This is a genomic window from Acidovorax bellezanensis, from assembly GCF_025421555.1.
Lineage (GTDB): Bacteria > Pseudomonadota > Gammaproteobacteria > Burkholderiales > Burkholderiaceae_C > Comamonas > Comamonas bellezanensis.
In genome coordinates, this window is the sequence record NZ_JAODYH010000003.1 from 853631 (window position 1) to 870035 (window position 16405).

The following is a 16405-nucleotide window of genomic DNA, read 5'->3' on the forward strand; positions in this document are numbered from 1 at the left end:
CATAACGCCCATTGAACAAGGAACCATGATGAACTGTCCCGCCCCATCCCGGACCCTCGACGAACCCGTCATCGAACCCGTACTGCTCAACGATTGGCATGTCGTGGCCACATCGGAAGAGATCACGCCCGGCAAACTGGTGCCCATCACGCTATTCGAGCGCGAGCTGGTGGGCTGGCGTGACGACGACGGCGTCGCCCATGTCTGGGAAGATCTTTGCATCCACCGCGGCGCGCGCCTGTCCAAGGGCTTCATCCAGAACAACCGTGTCGTCTGCCCCTACCATGGGTGGAACTACGACGCCACGGCCCAGTGCGTGCTGATGCCCGCGGCGCCCACCGAAAAACCCATGGCCAAGGCCAAGGCGCTGCAGCACCACACCAAGGAAGCCTATGGCCTGGTCTGGGCCTGCCTGGGCGAGCCCGCGCAGGACATCCCCAGCTTTCCCGAGTGGGATGACCCGAGCTACAAGAAAGTGGTCTGCGGCCCCTACCACTTCCGCTCCGGCTACCGCGCGCTGGAAAACTTCATCGACCCTACGCACTTTCCTTTCGTCCATGCCGGCGTCAACGGCATCATGGACCTGCCCGATCCCATCCCGGCCTACCAGGTCAAGCTCGAAGACGGCGTTCTCAGCACCTCGGAAATCCAGGTCACGCAGCCCTATGGCGACCCGCGCGAGATCCCGGTGATCGCCCACTACGCCTACAAGTGTCTGCGCCCGCTGGTCGCCTACTTCAAGAAACGGGTAGTGATCTCCGACCCGCAGCATGCCCACCTGGGCAGCGACAACGATCGCTTCTGCACTTTCTTCACCGCGCAGCAGGTCGACGCGACCCACAGCATCATCCGCATCTGCTGCGCCATGAATTTCGATCCCCAGCCTACGGATGCCGAAGTGCGCCGCCGCCAGGATCTGGTCTATGCGCAGGACAGCGCCATCGTCGACACCCAGCGCCCGGAACGCATTCCGGTCGACCTGCGCCAGGAACTGCACCACCGCTCCGACCTGCTGGGCCAGAAATACCGCAAGTGGCTGCACGACATGGGTGTGATGTATGGCACGGTCTGAGCCCACCGCGACCAGGCTGCGGTCACGGCTGCAGGCCATCCAGCATGGCTGCGAGGACATCTGCCACTACCAGCTGGTGCCGCTGGACGCACCGGGCTTTCCGCCCGTGCAGGCCGGCGCGCATGTCGACCTGCACCTGCCCAACGGCCTGGTGCGGCAGTATTCGCTGCTGCCTTCGTCCGGGCCCGAAGGCTATCTGATCGCCGTCAAGCGCGACCGCGCGGGCCGCGGCGGCTCGCATTGGCTGCACGAGGAGGCGCGTGTCGGCATGGCGCTGGAGATATCAGCGCCGCGCAACCATTTCGCACTGCGCGACGACAACGGCCAACAGGCGCCGGTGCTGCTGCTCGCCGGCGGCATAGGCATCACGCCGGTCTACGCGATGATGCACGCGCTCGAGGCCCAGGGACGCGCGTTTGCCTTGCACTACTGGGGCCGGTCGCCAGCCCGGATGCTGTTTGCCGATCAGCTGCGCAACGACGCGCGCGTGCAGCTGCACCTGTCGCCCGCGGCCGATGGCCCGCAGTCACCGCGCGCCGCACAGGTGGTCGCCGCCGCGCGCACCGACTGCGATGTCTACGCCTGCGGCCCGCAGCCCATGCTCGACGAACTCGCGGCCATGGATGCGAGCCAGCGCAGCGGCCGGCTGTACATGGAGCGCTTTGCGGCGCCGGGGCGCAGCGATGCGGGCACTGCAATGGCGGCCGGGTTCGAGGTCGTGCTGGCGCGCTCGGGAATGCGCGTTCCCGTGGGGCCGGACGAGACCATTCTGGAAGTGCTCAAGACCCGCGGGCTGGATGTGATGTATTCCTGCGAGCAGGGCGTTTGCGGTGCCTGCGAAGTCATCTGCCTCGAAGGCCAGCCCCAGCACCTCGACACGGTGCGCACGCCGCAGGAGCATGCGCGCGAGAAGACCATCATGATCTGCTGCTCCCGCAGCCAGGGCGAGCGCCTGGTGCTGGACATCTGAACGCTGCACCTGGCCTTCGCGGCCAGGCCGGCATCAGCGCGGGCCGCAGCCGCCGCGCGTCTGGCACTCGGGCACGACCCGGCCCTGGGCGTCCTGCCATTGGCGCACGGCGCCTGGCGCCGGGGCCGCTTCCGGCACGGGCTGCACCGGTGCATTCGAATTCGCATTCGGGTCATGCAGCACGGTGGAACGGCCCACGCCGACGCCGACCGAAGCCGCGCCCACGGGCGCCGACACGCCCACACCCGCGTGGCCCGTGACCTGACCGCCGGACTGCACGCCCACGCCTACGCCCAGCGGCCCCCAGCCCGTGCCCACGCCCAGGCTCGGGCCACCGCTGCCCATGCCCACGCCGACCGACAAAGGGCCGACCGGAATGCCAATGCCCACACCCATGGAGTTGCAGCCGGCGAGGCCGGCCAACAGGGCTGCCACGCCCGCGAGACGGGCGGCGTGACGCCGGATGCTGCTGTGTTTGTCCATGGAGTCATTGTGCCGCAGGTGGAAGTCCCGGCAGGTATCCCTTTCCAGGTGCACGGCTTGGCGAGACTTGCCGTGAAAAGCCCTCAGACGCAAAAAATCCCCTGGCCCACAGGCGCAGGGGATTGGCAGAAAATCGCGGGCGGCTCAGCCGCCCACTGCCAGCCGCTTAGACCAGCAGTGCGTTCACCCGCTTGACGTAGGCAGCTGGATCTTCCGGCAGGCCGCCTTCGGCCAGCAGGGCCTGGTCGAACAGGATGTGGGCCAGGTCATGGAAGTGCACCGAGCCCTCGAGCTTCTTGACCAGCGGGTGCTCGGCATTGACTTCCAGCACGGGCTTGGACGCGGGTGCGGCCTGGCCGGCCTGCTTGAGCAGGCGTGCGAGCTGGTTGCTCATGGCGTCGTCCTTGACCACCAGGCAAGCGGGCGAATCGACCAGGCGCGTGGTCACGCGCACGTCGTCGGCCTTGTCCTTGAGCGCTTCCTTGAGCTTGGCCAGCAGGGGCTTGAAAGTTTCAGCCGCTTCTTCCGCGGCCTTCTTTTCGGCTTCGTCCTGCAGGTCGCCCAGATCGACTGCACCCTTGGCCACGGACTGCAAAGGCGTGCCGTCGAATTCGGTCAGGTAGTTCAGCGCCCACTCGTCGACGCGGTCGGTCATCAAGAGCACTTCGATGCCCTTTTTCTTGAAGACTTCGAGCTGCGGGCTGTTCTTGGCCGCGGCCAGGGTGTCGGCCGTGATGTAGTAAATCGTTTCCTGGCCCGGCTTCATGCGGGCCTTGTAGTCGGCAAACGACACGGTCGCGGCATCGCTGGTGGTCGAGGCAAAGCGCAGCAGCTTGGCCAGGCGCTCGCGGTTGGCGAAGTCCTCGCCCAGGCCTTCCTTGAGCACGGCGCCGAACTCGGCGTAGAACTGGCTGTACTTGCCTTCCTTGGCCTTGTCGTCTTCGCTGACCACGTCGGTCACAGCATCGGCTGCCGCGCCGTCGGCATCGGCCGCCGCGGCGTCCACAGCCGCCGGATGCTGGTCGTGCTTGGCCAGATCTTCGAGCATGGACAGCACGCGCTTGGTCGAGCCTTCGCGGATCAGCTTCACGTCGCGACTTTCCTGCAGCAGCTCGCGGCTGACGTTGAGCGGCAGGTCGGCCGAGTCGATCACGCCCTTGACGAAGCGCAGGTAGCTGGGCAGCAGGGCTTCGGCGTCGTCCATGATGAAGACGCGCTTGACGTACAGCTTCACGCCCGTTTTCTTGTCACGGTTCCAGAGGTCGAACGGGGCCTTGGCCGGGATGAACAGCAGCTGGGTGTACTCGGTATTGCCTTCGACGCGGTTGTGCGCCCAGGTCAGCGGACTTTCCGAATCGTGGCTGATGGCGCGGTAGAACTCCTGGTACTGCGCTTCAGAGATGTCCTTCTTGGGGCGGGTCCACAGGGCGCTGGCCTGGTTGACGGTTTCCCACTCGCCGGTCTTGACCATGCCGCCGGGCTGGCGACCGCCGTTTTCATCGCCGGGCACCAGCAGTTCGCCGTCTTTCCACTCTTCCTTTTCCATCAGGATGGGCAGGCTGATGTGGTCGGAATACTTGCCGATGATCTGCTTGAGCTTCCAGGCGTTGAGGTATTCCTCGGCATCTTCGCGCAGGTGCAGAGTGACGGACGTGCCGCGCTGGGCGCGCGTGATCTGCTCGACTTCGAAGTCGCCCGTACCGCCGCTGACCCAGCGCACGCCTTCTTCGGCGGGCAGGCCGGCACGGCGCGATTCCACCGTGATCTTGTCGGCCACGATGTAGCCCGAGTAAAAGCCCACGCCGAACTGGCCGATGAGCTGGGCGTCGGACTGCTGGTCGCCCGAGAGCTTGCGCATGAAGTCCTTGGTGCCGCTCTTGGCAATCGTGCCCAGGTGGTCGATGGCTTCCTGCTGGCTCATGCCTATGCCGTTGTCGGCAATGGTCAGGGTGCGCGCGTCCTGGTCGAACGAGACCCGCACTTCGAGCTGGGGCTGGTCTTCATACAGCGCCGTGTTGTTCAGCGCTTCGAAGCGCAGCTTGTCGCAGGCGTCGGAAGCATTCGAAACCAGCTCGCGCAAGAAGATTTCCTTGTTGGAATACAGCGCGTGCGTGACCAGGTGCAAAAGCTGGGCCACTTCGGCCTGGAAGGAATGGGTTTGCTTGCTCATAGGATTGGAAATGGATTTTTTGCAAGATACGGACTACAGACCAGTGGCATGTAAGGCCTGACCGGCAATTATCAAGCCAGGCGGCGCAGCTACCGTTTGTCGATGCCTGACAATTGCCTACGCCACTTACACCCTCATTACGGATATAACTTTGACGCTGTCCGAATACGCCGGGCGGCGCGCAATGTCCGGGCGCCGATTCCGGCAGTTTGACCTCCGTGGGGGATCAAGATGCACAGCAATCTGAACAAATGGTCGGCCGAATTCATCGGCACGTTCTGGCTGACTTTCGGCGGCTGCGGCAGTGCCGTGCTGGCCGCGGCCTTTCCCGAAGTCGGCATAGGCTGGGCCGGGGTCGCGCTGGCTTTCGGTCTCACCGTGCTCACCGGCGCCTATGCGCTAGGGCCGATTTCCGGCGGCCATTTCAACCCGGCCGTGTCGCTGGGCCTGGTGGTGGGCGGCCGCTTCAAGGCCGCCGAGCTGCCCGGCTATGTGATCGCCCAGGTGCTGGGCGCCGTGGCCGCGGCTGCCCTGCTGTATTGCATCGCCACCGGCAAGCCCGGCGCCAGCATCGGCGGTTTTGCCACCAACGGCTACGGTGCGGCCTCGCCCGCAGGCTATGGTCTGGTCTCGGCCCTGATCATCGAAGTGGTGCTTACCGCCGTGTTCCTGATCGTCATCCTGGGCGCCACCGCCAAGCATGCCGCTGCCGGCTTTGGCGGCCTGGCCATCGGCCTGTGCCTGACGCTGATCCACCTGATCTCGATTCCCGTGACCAACACGTCGGTCAACCCCGCGCGCAGCACCGGCCCGGCGCTGTTCGGCCCCGGCATTGCACTGGACCAGCTGTGGCTGTTCTGGGTCGCACCACTGGTCGGCGCAGCCATCGGCGCGCTGATCTACCGCTGCCTGCTGGCGCGCAACGACGAAGCCTGAGCTTCGTCCCGACAGGAAAAATGGAGCGCCGCGGCGCTCTTTTTTTTTCAGGCCCTCGACCCGCCTAGCGCGCGGCCCCGGCGAGGTAGCCCATCAGCACTTCCACGATAGCGCGTTCGACCGCGCTGGGCGCGAACTGTGACGGCGCATCGATCACGGCCGCGTGCACCAGCGAATCGAGCGTCTGCAGCACCACCCAGGTGGCCAGATCGCGGTTGCGCGGCGCGATCTCGTCGCGATGCTGTTCCAGCAATTGGCGCACCCGTTGCTGGATGCTGTTGTCCGCCGGACTCTGGTCCTTGGGCGCGTCGAAGAACGGGAACTCCTTCTCCAGCACGCGGTGCAGTTCCGGCTCCACCCGGTGCGCCGCAAGCAGCGCATGCACCATGGCCGCGATGTGCGCGCGCAGCGTGCGCGGCTGGCTGTTCGCCAGCACGGTGTCGATGACCGTGTACATCTGCGCCGCATGGCGCTCGTGCAGCGCGGTGATCAGCGAATCCTTGTTGGGGAAGTACTGGTAGACGGAGCCCACGCTGACGCCGGCACGCTCGGCCACCAGATTCGTATTGGTGCCGGCATAGCCTCGCTCGGCCAGAACGCGAGCCGTGGCTTCGAGAATGGCCTCCACCAGCGCCTGGGATCGGGCCTGGCGCGGCGTCCTTCTTGGTTGTGGCAGAGATGGCATGGGGGGCTCCGAACGCGAGTTTTCAACGCGAGTAATAGCTCATATTCTAGACATTGTTGAGCAATTGCTCGTGTTCTGGAGTTCTCCATGCGTTCCTATTCTTCCTCTGCGCCGCCTTGCGCGGCCGGGCACAGGCCCGCCGAAGCCTCTGTTTTTCGGCAGCTGCTGCCCATCGCGCTGGCGGTGTTCGTCGGCTTTCTGACCATAGGCCTGCCGCTGCCGGTGCTCCCGCTGCACCTGCACGACACCCTCGGCGCGGGCACGCTGCTGGTCGGCGTGGTGATAGCCGCGCAGTTCGCCGCGGCGCTGCTGTCGCGCGCCTGGGCCGGGGCGCTGGCCGACACGCAAGGCGCCAGGCGCGCAGTCATCTCGGGCCTGGTGATCGCGGCCTGCTCGGGGCTGGCCTATCTGGCTTCGCTGGCCTTGGTCGCCACGCCCGCCGCGTCGATCGCGGTCTTGCTGCTCGGCCGGGTGCTGCTCGGCTGCGCCGAGAGCCTGGTGGTGACCGGTGCGCTGAGTTGGGGCCTGGGCCTGGTCGGGCCGCAGAACGCGGGCAAGGTCATGGCCTGGATCGGCGTGGCGATGTACGGCGCCTACGCCGCCGGTGCACCCGCCGGAGTGGCGGTGCATGCGCAGTGGGGCTTTGGCGGGATTGCCGTGGCGACCGTGCTCACTGGGCTGCTGGCCCTGGCGATGGTTGCCGGCTTGCGCCCTGTCGCTGCCACCGCCACGCTCCGCACGCCGTTCTATCAGGTGCTGGGGGCCGTCTGGATGCCCGGACTGGGGCTGGCCCTGTCCAGCGTGGGCTTCGGCGTGATCACGGTCTTCATCGCGCTGCTGTTTGCGGCCAGGGAATGGGGCAATGCTTCGCTGGCCTTCACCTGCTTTGGCCTGGCTTTCATCGCTGCGCGCATGCTGTTCGGCCATCTGCCGGACAAGCTGGGCGGCGCACGCGTCGCGTTGGTCTGCGTGGCGATCGAAACCATAGGGCAGTTGCTGATCTGGGGGGCCGACAGCGCCCCTCTGGCCTACCTGGGTGCGGCACTGACCGGGTTCGGCTATTCGCTGGCCTTCCCGGGCTTTGGCGTCGAAGCCGTGCGCCGGGCACCACCCCAGAGCCGGGGCGCGGCCATGGGCGCCTACGTGGCCTTCCTGGACATCTCACTGGCCATCACCGGGCCTGCGGCCGGCGCGATGGCCGGCGCCTGGGGCGTGGATGCGGTCTACCTGGCCGGGGCGCTGGCCGTGGCCATGTCATCGCTGGTGGCCGTGCGGCTGCTCGCCAGCGCGCCACAAGGGGGCCGGCATGCTTGAGTCCGCGCGCCCGAAATCCAGGACTGCGCTGGCGCAAGTCATCGCAGTGCGCACACTGACACCGCACATGCGCCGCATCACGGTCGGCGGCTCCGAAGTGGCCGCGTTGCTGCAGGCCGATGGCATCGAAGCCCCTGCCGCCTGGCTCAAAGTCTTCCTGCCTTCAGGCGAAGGTCGGGCCTACACCATCAGCGGCATCGACCACCAGGCCAGGACGCTGGACCTGGACTTCGTGCTGCATGGCGTCGATGCGACCTCGGGCCCGGCATCGGCATGGGCGAGCCAGGCGCATGCCGGCGAACGCATAGGCATCGCCGGTCCGCGCAGCGGTGGTTTCGCGCTGCCCGAGGACGCATGCTGGACAATGCTGGCCGGCGACGCGACGGCGCTGCCGGCCATCCAGGCGATTGCACGCAGCCTGCCGGCCGGACTCAAGGCCAAGGTCTATGTGGAAATGCCGCAAGCGGTGGACCAACAGGCCATCGCCAGCGCGGCCTCGCTGCGCGTGCAATGGCTGACCGTGCGCGCGGCCCCGGGCATGGCGCTGCATCAACACCTGATGTACCGTCCCTTGCCACCGGGTCCGGGTTATCTGTGGATCGCCGGCGAGTCTGCGGCCGTGCGCGCACTGCGCATGCACTATCTGCAGGAGCGCCAGTTCGAAAGGCATCGCGTGAGCGCCAAAGGCTACTGGAAGGCCGGCGAGGCCGACCACCGGGATGCCTGAGCGGCAAGCCGGTGGCCGGCGCAAGATGAAATGAAAAAAGGAGCGCCGGGGCGCTCCTTTTTGTTGCGGCAGACGAGGGCGCTCAGAAGCTCTCGTCAGCGCCCAGGTAACGCCATTGGCCGGCGGGCAGGTTGCCCAGCACGACATTGCCGATGCGGATGCGCTTGAGGCCCACCACTTTCAGGCCGACCTGTTCGCACATGCGGCGGATCTGGCGCTTCTTGCCTTCGGTCAGCACGAAACGCAGCTGCTCGGGGTTCTGCCAGTCCACCTTGGCGGGCTGCAGCGGCTGGTCGTCGAGCGACAGACCATGGCACAGCAGCGCCAGCTGGTCGGCGGGGAACTGCTCCTGGACATTGATCTGCACGTCGCCGTAGGTCACGCGCACCAGGTATTCCTTTTCCATCACCGAGTCTTCGCCGATGAGCTGGCGGGCCACGCGGCCGTCCTGGGTCAGCACCAGCAGGCCCACGGAGTCAATGTCCAGGCGGCCGCAAGGCGCGAGGCCCTTGAGCTGCGAGAAGTTGAAACGCGTGGCGCTGGTATCCAGATTCCAGCGGGTTTGCGGGCTCAGCAGGGCGATGGCCGGCGTGTGGCCGTCTTCGGCCTGGCCGCTGACATAGCCCATGGGCTTGTGCATCAGGATGGTGACCTGTTGCTCTTGCAAGCCCTTGGCGGCGTCGTCGACCGTGATGCGGTCCAGCGGCATGACCATCACGCCCATGGCGGCGACTTCGCCGTTCACACGCACCCAGCCTTTTTCGACCCAGTCGTCGGCTTCGCGGCGCGAGCACATGCCCATGTCGGCCATGCGCTTGTTGATGCGCACCGAGCCGGGCGCGGATTCCTGCACCGTCGCCTGCTGCGGCGGGCGCTTCACGGGAATCTTGCGCGCCTCTTCGCCCGTGGGCACGTTGTAGGTGCGAATGCCGGTGAACGGACGGCGCGGGGCTTCGTCGCCGCGGTCATTGCGGTCGGCACCGGGGCCGGCAAAACGGCCCGCGGGACGGCGATCACCACCACCGGAGCGGCGGTCGTCGACACGTGGCTTGCCCGGACAGTCTTCACCGCCGCTGCGCTCGAAGCGCGGTGCGCCGTCGCGCGAATCCTGGCGCGGAGCGCCACGGGAATCATCGCGGCGTTCAAAGCGCGGAGCGCCGTCGGGACGACCGAAGCCGCCGCCTTCACGGCCGCCACCTTCGCGTGGACCACTGGAACGTGGGCCGTCCTGACGTGGACCGCCACCTTGCGGTGCGCCACGGCTTGGGCCGCCTCGGAAATCATCACGACGCTCAAAGCGCGGAGCGCCGTCGGGACGACCGAAGCCGCCGCCTTCACGACCACCGCCTTCGCGCGGACCGCTGGAACGCGGGCCATCCTGGCGGGGGCCGCCACGGAAATCATCGCGGCCAGGGCCGTCACGGCGTTCGAAACGCGGAGCGCCATCGGGACGACCGAAGCCGCCACCTTCACGACCGCCACCTTCGCGTGGACCGCTGGAACGTGGGCCGTCCTGGCGTGGACCGCCACGGAAATCATCGCGACGCTCGAAGCGCGGAGCGCCGTCGGGACGACCAAAGCCGCCACCTTCGCGACCGCCGCCTTCGCGGGGGCCACTGGAACGCGGACCATCCTGGCGTGGACCGCCCCGGCTCTCGAAGCGCGGAGCGCCATCGGGACGACCGAAGCCGCCGCCTTCGCGTGGACCGCTGGAACGCGGACCATCCTGGCGTGGGCCGCCGCGGCTCTCGAAACGCGGTGCGCCATCGGGACGACCGAAGCCGCCCTCACGACCACCACCTTCACGCGGGCCTGGGCCGCCTTGGCGTGGGCCGCCACGCGCATCATCACGGCGTTCGAAGCGCGGAGCGCCCGAAGGGCCGCGCTGGCGATCGCCATAGGGCGCGGAAGAACGGGCGGCGCCATCACGGCTGCCACCTGGTTTGCCTGTGCGAGCACCTGCACCGCCGCCCGCAGAGCGGGGACCGGATGCTGCCGGCGCTGCCGGCGTGGAAGTGATGCGCAAGGTGGCACGCGACCCGGAGGCAGGCGTGCGAGGAGAAGATGGGGAAGAGGACATTTGCCTCTATTGTCGCCGCCCCGCCCTGCGGCTGCTTGGTAACACAGGTTTGTCGAGGGCCGCGCGGGTACATACCAGTACCCGGCCCTCTGAACCGGCCCCGGCGGCCGGGCCGTGCCCAGCACCATTAGCCCAGTCACAGCAAGGGGCAATCCACGCTCAGACGGCCAGGGAATTCGCCGTGAACTGCGTGCGACGCAGCGCGTCCAGGTCCAGCACCCGCAGGCCGCCGTATTCGATGCGTATCGCCTGCTGGTCCTGCAGGTTGGCCAGCGCCTCGTTGACCCGCTGGCGCGACAGGCCCACCAGATAGGCCAGCTCCTGCTGGGTGATGCGCAACACCTGGCCCATGCCGGGGTAGAGCACGGGATTGAAGAACGCCGCGAGGCTGCGCGCCACGCGCACTTCGGGGCTGCCCATGCGGTCGATTTCGCGCGCGGCGATGAACTGGCCCAGACGCTCGTTGAGCTGGTCGAGCATGAAGCGGTTGAATGTCAGCGAATGGTCGAGCAGCCAGTGGAAAGTGTCTATCGGCAGACCGGCGACCACGCTTTTGCGCAGCGCCTGGATGTTGTAGCGATAGGGCTCGCGCTTGATGGCCGTGCCTTCGCCCACCCAGCCGCCCGGCGGCACGCCGGTGAACGTCACGGTCTGGCCTTGTTCGTTGTCGGCGCAGATTTTCAGCAGGCCTTCGACCAGGCCGAACCAGTAGGTCACGGGGCGGCCGACCCGGCAGACGTAATCGCCAGGCAGGGCGTCACCGACCAGCAGCGCGGCCTCGGCGCGCGCCCGCTCGTGCGGCTGGAGCACTTCCAGCCAATGGATATTGCGCAATTCCTGGGGTGTGGGTTCTCGGCGGCGCTGGTGCAAGGACAAGTCATGGCTCATGACCTACAGCATGGCGCGCGCAGGCTGACTTGCCGATCGGGGATTTCCCACAGCCATTCACGCTTTCAGGGACTGGCGCAAAGCGCGTTTACCCGCTAAGGAGTTTCCCCGGGATTGTCATCGCCAAGACAAAAAAGCGTCAAACCCCTTCGTACTATCGACCTCAATCCAAGCAAGATCACTTCCCGCACCCGCCGGGCCACGCAAGTTCTCAATCAGAGGAAACGGAATGACCACCACGTTCCCGCATTTGCTACTCAAGCATGCCGCCGAACGCCCGGGCGCACCCGCGCTGCGGGAAAAGGAATACGGCATCTGGCAGACCTGGAGTTGGCAGCAGGTCGCACAAGAAGTGCGCCACTTCGCCTGCGGCCTCTCCACCCTGGGTTTCACCCGCGGCCAGAATCTGGCGCTGATCAGCGACAACCGCCCGCATGTCTACATGGGCTTTGTCGCCGTGCAAAGCCTGGGCGGCGTGCCCATCCCGCTCTACCAGGACGCGGTGGCCAGCGAAATGATGTTCGTGCTGCAGGACGCCGACATCGCTTTTGCGTTCGCCGAAAACCAGGAGCAGGTCGACAAGCTGCTCGAAGTGCGCGAAACCGTGCCCGGCATCCAGCACATCATTTATGACGACCCGCGCGGTCTGCGCCACTACGACCAGCCCGGCCTGATCAGCACGGCCGACCTGATCGCCCGCGGCGCTGCCTGGGATGCAGCCCACCCCGGCGCCTGGGAAGCCGGCCTCGCCCAACTGCAGCCCAGCGACGTCTCGGTCATCCTCTACACCTCGGGCACCACGGGCAAGCCCAAGGGCGTGTGCCAGACCCACGCCAGCTTCGTGCAATCGGCCGCGGGCGGCGTGCAGGTCGACGGCCTCAACGCCAGCGACAACGTCATCTCCTACCTGCCGCCGGCCTGGGTCGGCGACCACCTGTTTTCGCTGGCCCAGTGGCTGGTCGCGGGCTTCACCATCAACTGCCCCGAATCGGCGGCGACGGTGTCCATCGACCTGCGCGAAATCGGCCCGACCTACTACTTCGCACCGCCGCGCATCTTCGAAGGCATGCTGACGTCCGTGTCCATCCGCATGGAAGACGCGGCAGCCCCCAAGCGCTGGCTGTTCGAGCAATGCATGCAGCTGGCCCGGCGTGTCGGCTCGGACATCCTCGACGGCAAGCCCGTGGGCTTCCTCGACCGCGTGCTCTACCGCCTCGGCGACTTCGCCATCTACGGCCCCCTGCGCAACGTGATGGGCCTGTCGCACATCCGCGTGGCCTACACCGCTGGCGCGGCCATCGGCCCCGACCTGTTCCGCTTCTTCCGCTCGATCGGCATCAACCTCAAGCAGCTCTACGGCCAGACCGAGACCTGCGCCTATGTCTGCATCCAGCACAACGGCCAGGTCAAGCTCGACAGCGTGGGCCAGGCCGCGCCCGGCATCGAGCTCAAGCTGGCCGACAACGGCGAAGTGCTGGTCAAGGGCGTGTCGGTGCTCAAGGAGTACTACAAGCGCCCCGACGCGACCGCCGAAGTCATCGACGACCAGGGCTACTTCCACACCGGCGACGCCGGCGTGATCGACGCCGACGGCCACCTGCGCATCATCGACCGCGCCAAGGACGTGGGCAAGACCAATGCCGGCGCCATGTTCGCGCCCAACTACATCGAGAACAAGCTCAAGTTCTTCTCGCACATCAAGGAAGCCGTGTGCTTTGGCGACAAGCGCGACCAGGTCTGCGCTTTCATCAACATCGACTACGAAGCCGTGGGCAACTGGGCCGAACGCCAGGGCCTGCCCTATGGCGGCTATGTCGACCTGACCTCCAAGACCCAGGTGCAGGGGCTGATCGCCGACTGCATCGCCCAGGTCAACGCCGACCTGGCCCGCGAAGCCGGCATGGCCGGCACCCAGATCGCGCGCTTTCTGGTGTTGCACAAGGAACTGGACCCGGACGACGACGAGCTGACCCGCACCCGCAAGGTGCGCCGCAACTTCATCGCCGACAAATACGCGGTACTGGTCGATGCGCTGTATGACGGCCGCACCGAGCAGTTCATCACCACCCAGGTCAAGTTCGAAGACGGACGCACGGGCAGCCTGAGCGCCACGCTCGCGTTGCTCGACGCCAAGACCTTTGCCCCGGCCTGAAGGAAACGCATGCGCACCCAATCCATTGGCGACGTCATTCTCGACGTCAAGAACCTCAGCCTGCGCTTCGGCGGCGTGAAGGCACTCACGGACATCTCCTTCGATGTCCGCGAGCATGAAATCCGCGCCATCATCGGCCCCAACGGCGCCGGCAAAAGCTCCATGCTCAACTGCATCAACGGTGTCTACACGCCGTCCGACGGCAGCATCACGTTCCGCGGCCAGACTTTCTCGCACATGAACAGCCGCCAGGTGGCCGAGATGGGCGTGGCCCGCACCTTCCAGAACCTGGCGCTGTTCAAGGGCATGAGCGTGATCGACAACATCATGACCGGCCGCAACCTGAAGATCAAAAGCAATCTGCTGATGCAGGCGCTGCACGTGGGCCCTGCGGCCCGCGAGGAAGCCCGGCATCGCGAATTCGTCGAGCACATCATCGACTTCCTGGAGATCCAGGCCTACCGCAAGACGCCCGTGGGCCAGCTGCCCTACGGCCTGCAAAAGCGCGTCGACCTGGGCCGGGCCCTGGCCATGGAGCCGCAAGTGCTGCTGCTCGACGAGCCCATGGCCGGCATGAACGTCGAGGAGAAACAGGACATGTGCCGCTTCATCCTCGACGTCAATGACGAGTACGGCGCCACCATCGTGCTGATCGAGCACGACATGGGCGTGGTGATGGACATCTCGGACCGCGTGGTCGTGCTCGACTACGGCAAGAAAATCGGCGACGGAGAACCCTTGGCCGTGCGCGCCAATCCCGACGTCATCCGCGCCTATCTGGGCAACGCGCACTAAGCACGCACGCATTCAGCGCACAGGAGCAAAGCCCCATGGCATTCTTTCTCGAAACCCTTTTTGGCGGCCTGATGGTCGGCATGCTCTACGCCCTGGTGGCGCTGGGCTTTGTGCTGATCTTCAAGGCCTCTGGCGTATTCAACTTTGCGCAAGGCGCGATGGTGCTGTTCTCGGCCCTCGCCATGGCGCGTTTTTCCGAATGGATTCCGCAATGGCTGGGCATCTCCCCCGGCATGCTGGGCAATCTGCTGGCCATCATCGTCGCCCTGGCGCTGATGGTCTGCGTGGCCTGGCTGATCGAGCGGCTGGCACTGCGCCACCTGGTCAACCAGGAGCCCATCACCTTGCTGATGGCCACGCTGGGCATCGCCTACCTGCTCGACGGCCTGGGCCCGCTGCTGTTCGGCAGCGCCGTCTACAAGATCGACGTGGGCATGCCCAAGGACCCGATCTTCATCCTCGACGGCCTGTTCCCCGGCGGCCTGCTGGTGAGCCTGGAAGACCTGTACTCGGCCGGCATTGCCTCCCTGCTGGTGCTGGGCCTGGCGCTGTTCTTCCAGAAGACCAAGACCGGCCGGGCGCTGCGCGCCGTCGCCGACGACCATCAGGCGGCCCAGTCCATCGGCATCCCCTTGTCGCGCATCTGGGTCATCGTCTGGTCGGTGGCCGGCGGTGTGGCCCTGGTGGTCGGCATCATCTGGGGCTCCAAGCTGGGCGTGCAGTTCTCGCTGTCGCTGGTGGCGCTCAAGGCCTTGCCGGTGGTGATCCTGGGCGGACTGACGTCCATCCCCGGCGCGATCGTCGGCGGCCTGATCATCGGCGTCGGCGAAAAGCTCTCCGAGGTCTATCTGGGCCCCATGGTGGGCGGCGGCATAGAGACCTGGTTTGCCTACGGCCTGGCCCTCGCCTTCCTGCTGGTACGCCCGCAAGGTCTGTTCGGCGACAAGATCATCGACCGCGTTTGACGACCGTTTCAGGAGTTCCCCATGTTCTATCGTGAAAACGGTCAGTTCAAGACCACTTACGCCGCCGACCAGCAAATCTTCCCGATTGCCCAGGACCGTATCGCCATACTGATCCTGCTGCTGGTGGCCTTCGTCGCCATTCCGCTGGGCGTCAGCGACTACACCTTCCAGGCCGTGCTGATCCCCTTTCTGATCATGTCCCTGGCCGCGATGGGACTCAACATCCTGGTCGGCTACTGCGGCCAGATCTCCCTGGGCACGGGCGCTTTCATGGCCGTGGGCGCCTATGCCGCCTACAACCTGCAGGTGCGCATCGAAGGCATGCCTTTGCTGCTGTCGCTGCTCGGCGGCGGCCTGTGCGCCATGCTGTTCGGCGTGGTCTTCGGCCTGCCCAGCCTGCGTATCCGAGGCCTGTACCTGGCCGTGGCCACGCTGGCCGCCCAGTTCTTCATGGACTGGCTGGCCAGCCGTGCGCCCTGGGTCACCAACCACTCCTCGTCGGGCTCGGTCAGCGCCGGCAAGCTGGCCATCGCCGGCTGGACCATTGACACGCCGGCCGAGAAATACCTGCTGTGCCTGGGCCTGCTGTGCGTGCTGGGCCTGCTGGCCAAGAACCTGGTGCGCAGCGCCACCGGCCGCAACTGGATGGCCATGCGCGACATGGACGTGGCCGCGTCGGTGATCGGCATCCGTCCGGTCTACGCCAAGCTCAGCGCCTTCGCCGTCAGCTCCTTCATCGTCGGCATCGCCGGCGCGCTCTGGGGCTTCGTGCACCTGGGCGCCTGGGAGCCGGCCGCGTTCAGCATCGACCGCTCGTTCCAGCTGCTGTTCATGATCATCATCGGCGGCCTGGGCTCCATCATGGGCAGCCTGTTCGGCGCGGCGTTCTTCGTGCTGCTGCCGCTGGTGCTGACCAATGTGCCGCACTGGCTGGGACTGCCGCTGTCCACGGCCACCGCCACCTATCTGGAGCACATGATCTTCGGTGCCCTGATCGTCTTTTTCCTGATCGTCGAACCGCATGGCCTGGCCCGCCTGTGGTCCACCGCCAAGCAGAAACTGCGGCTCTGGCCTTTCCCGCACTGAGCCGTTGCCCGGGCCTTGGAAAGCACTCGCCAGAAGTGTTCGCCGCCCTTTTGTGATCCCTATCCTCAACCTGACAGGAGAC

At 66.3% G+C, this 16405-nt stretch carries 14 protein-coding genes; 9 read left to right on the plus strand and 5 right to left on the minus strand.

Features of this window, described 5'->3' with window-relative positions:
* The first annotated feature begins 28 nt into the window (after positions 1 to 28).
* Together N0K08_RS07510 and N0K08_RS07515 are read left to right on the plus strand one after the other, a co-directional pair.
* On the plus strand, positions 29 to 1072 hold the full coding sequence (locus N0K08_RS07510; protein WP_261499500.1) for an aromatic ring-hydroxylating oxygenase subunit alpha: 1044 nt from the start codon (positions 29 to 31) through the stop codon (positions 1070 to 1072).
* Positions 1059 to 2042 (plus strand): PDR/VanB family oxidoreductase, encoded by a 984-nt coding sequence (locus tag N0K08_RS07515; RefSeq protein ID WP_261499501.1) that lies wholly within the window; start codon positions 1059 to 1061, stop codon positions 2040 to 2042. Before N0K08_RS07510 ends, N0K08_RS07515 begins: the two co-directional genes overlap by 14 nt.
* Positions 2043 to 2075: 33 nt before the next feature.
* Here the strand turns inward: N0K08_RS07515 and N0K08_RS07520 are convergent, their stop codons facing one another.
* Together N0K08_RS07520 and htpG are read right to left on the minus strand one after the other, a co-directional pair.
* On the minus strand, positions 2076 to 2525 hold the full coding sequence (locus N0K08_RS07520; protein ID WP_261499502.1) for a hypothetical protein: 450 nt from the start codon (positions 2523 to 2525) through the stop codon (positions 2076 to 2078).
* A 166-nt stretch (positions 2526 to 2691) separates the two neighbouring features.
* Positions 2692 to 4695: a molecular chaperone HtpG gene (gene htpG / locus N0K08_RS07525; protein WP_261499503.1), complete on the minus strand. Its 2004-nt coding sequence runs from the start codon at positions 4693 to 4695 to the stop codon at positions 2692 to 2694.
* A 231-nt stretch (positions 4696 to 4926) separates the two neighbouring features.
* Between htpG and aqpZ the strand changes: the two genes are divergently transcribed.
* The gene (gene aqpZ, locus N0K08_RS07530) at positions 4927 to 5631 is read left to right on the plus strand and encodes an aquaporin Z (protein ID WP_261499504.1); all 705 of its coding nucleotides are present in this window, start codon (positions 4927 to 4929) and stop codon (positions 5629 to 5631) included.
* A 64-nt stretch (positions 5632 to 5695) separates the two neighbouring features.
* Here the strand turns inward: aqpZ and N0K08_RS07535 are convergent, their stop codons facing one another.
* Entirely contained in the window at positions 5696 to 6316 is a 621-nt protein-coding gene (locus tag N0K08_RS07535) for a TetR/AcrR family transcriptional regulator (protein WP_261499505.1), read from the minus strand.
* 87 nt (positions 6317 to 6403) lie between these two features.
* Between N0K08_RS07535 and N0K08_RS07540 the strand changes: the two genes are divergently transcribed.
* Positions 6404 to 7630: an arabinose transporter gene (locus tag N0K08_RS07540; protein ID WP_261499506.1), complete on the plus strand. Its 1227-nt coding sequence runs from the start codon at positions 6404 to 6406 to the stop codon at positions 7628 to 7630.
* Positions 7631 to 7697: 67 nt separating this feature from the next.
* The gene (locus N0K08_RS07545; protein WP_261499507.1) at positions 7698 to 8357 is read left to right on the plus strand and encodes a siderophore-interacting protein; all 660 of its coding nucleotides are present in this window, start codon (positions 7698 to 7700) and stop codon (positions 8355 to 8357) included.
* An 82-nt stretch (positions 8358 to 8439) separates the two neighbouring features.
* Here N0K08_RS07545 and N0K08_RS07550 read toward each other — a convergent pair whose 3' ends face one another.
* Complete coding sequence (locus N0K08_RS07550; protein WP_261499508.1) at positions 8440 to 10437, minus strand: pseudouridine synthase; 1998 nt, start codon at positions 10435 to 10437, stop codon at positions 8440 to 8442.
* A gap of 159 nt (positions 10438 to 10596) precedes the next feature.
* Entirely contained in the window at positions 10597 to 11325 is a 729-nt protein-coding gene (locus tag N0K08_RS07555) for a Crp/Fnr family transcriptional regulator (RefSeq protein WP_261499509.1), read from the minus strand.
* A gap of 229 nt (positions 11326 to 11554) precedes the next feature.
* Between N0K08_RS07555 and N0K08_RS07560 the strand changes: the two genes are divergently transcribed.
* The 4 genes from N0K08_RS07560 to N0K08_RS07575 are packed head-to-tail and all read left to right on the plus strand — an operon-like array spanning position 11555 to position 16323.
* Positions 11555 to 13477: an AMP-dependent synthetase/ligase gene (locus N0K08_RS07560; RefSeq protein ID WP_261499511.1), complete on the plus strand. Its 1923-nt coding sequence runs from the start codon at positions 11555 to 11557 to the stop codon at positions 13475 to 13477.
* A gap of 9 nt (positions 13478 to 13486) precedes the next feature.
* Entirely contained in the window at positions 13487 to 14272 is a 786-nt protein-coding gene (locus tag N0K08_RS07565) for an ABC transporter ATP-binding protein (protein ID WP_261499512.1), read from the plus strand.
* 35 nt (positions 14273 to 14307) lie between these two features.
* On the plus strand, positions 14308 to 15237 hold the full coding sequence (locus N0K08_RS07570; protein ID WP_261499513.1) for a branched-chain amino acid ABC transporter permease: 930 nt from the start codon (positions 14308 to 14310) through the stop codon (positions 15235 to 15237).
* Between the two features lie 21 nt (positions 15238 to 15258).
* The gene (locus N0K08_RS07575; protein ID WP_261499514.1) at positions 15259 to 16323 is read left to right on the plus strand and encodes a branched-chain amino acid ABC transporter permease; all 1065 of its coding nucleotides are present in this window, start codon (positions 15259 to 15261) and stop codon (positions 16321 to 16323) included.
* The last annotated feature ends 82 nt before the right edge of the window (positions 16324 to 16405 follow it).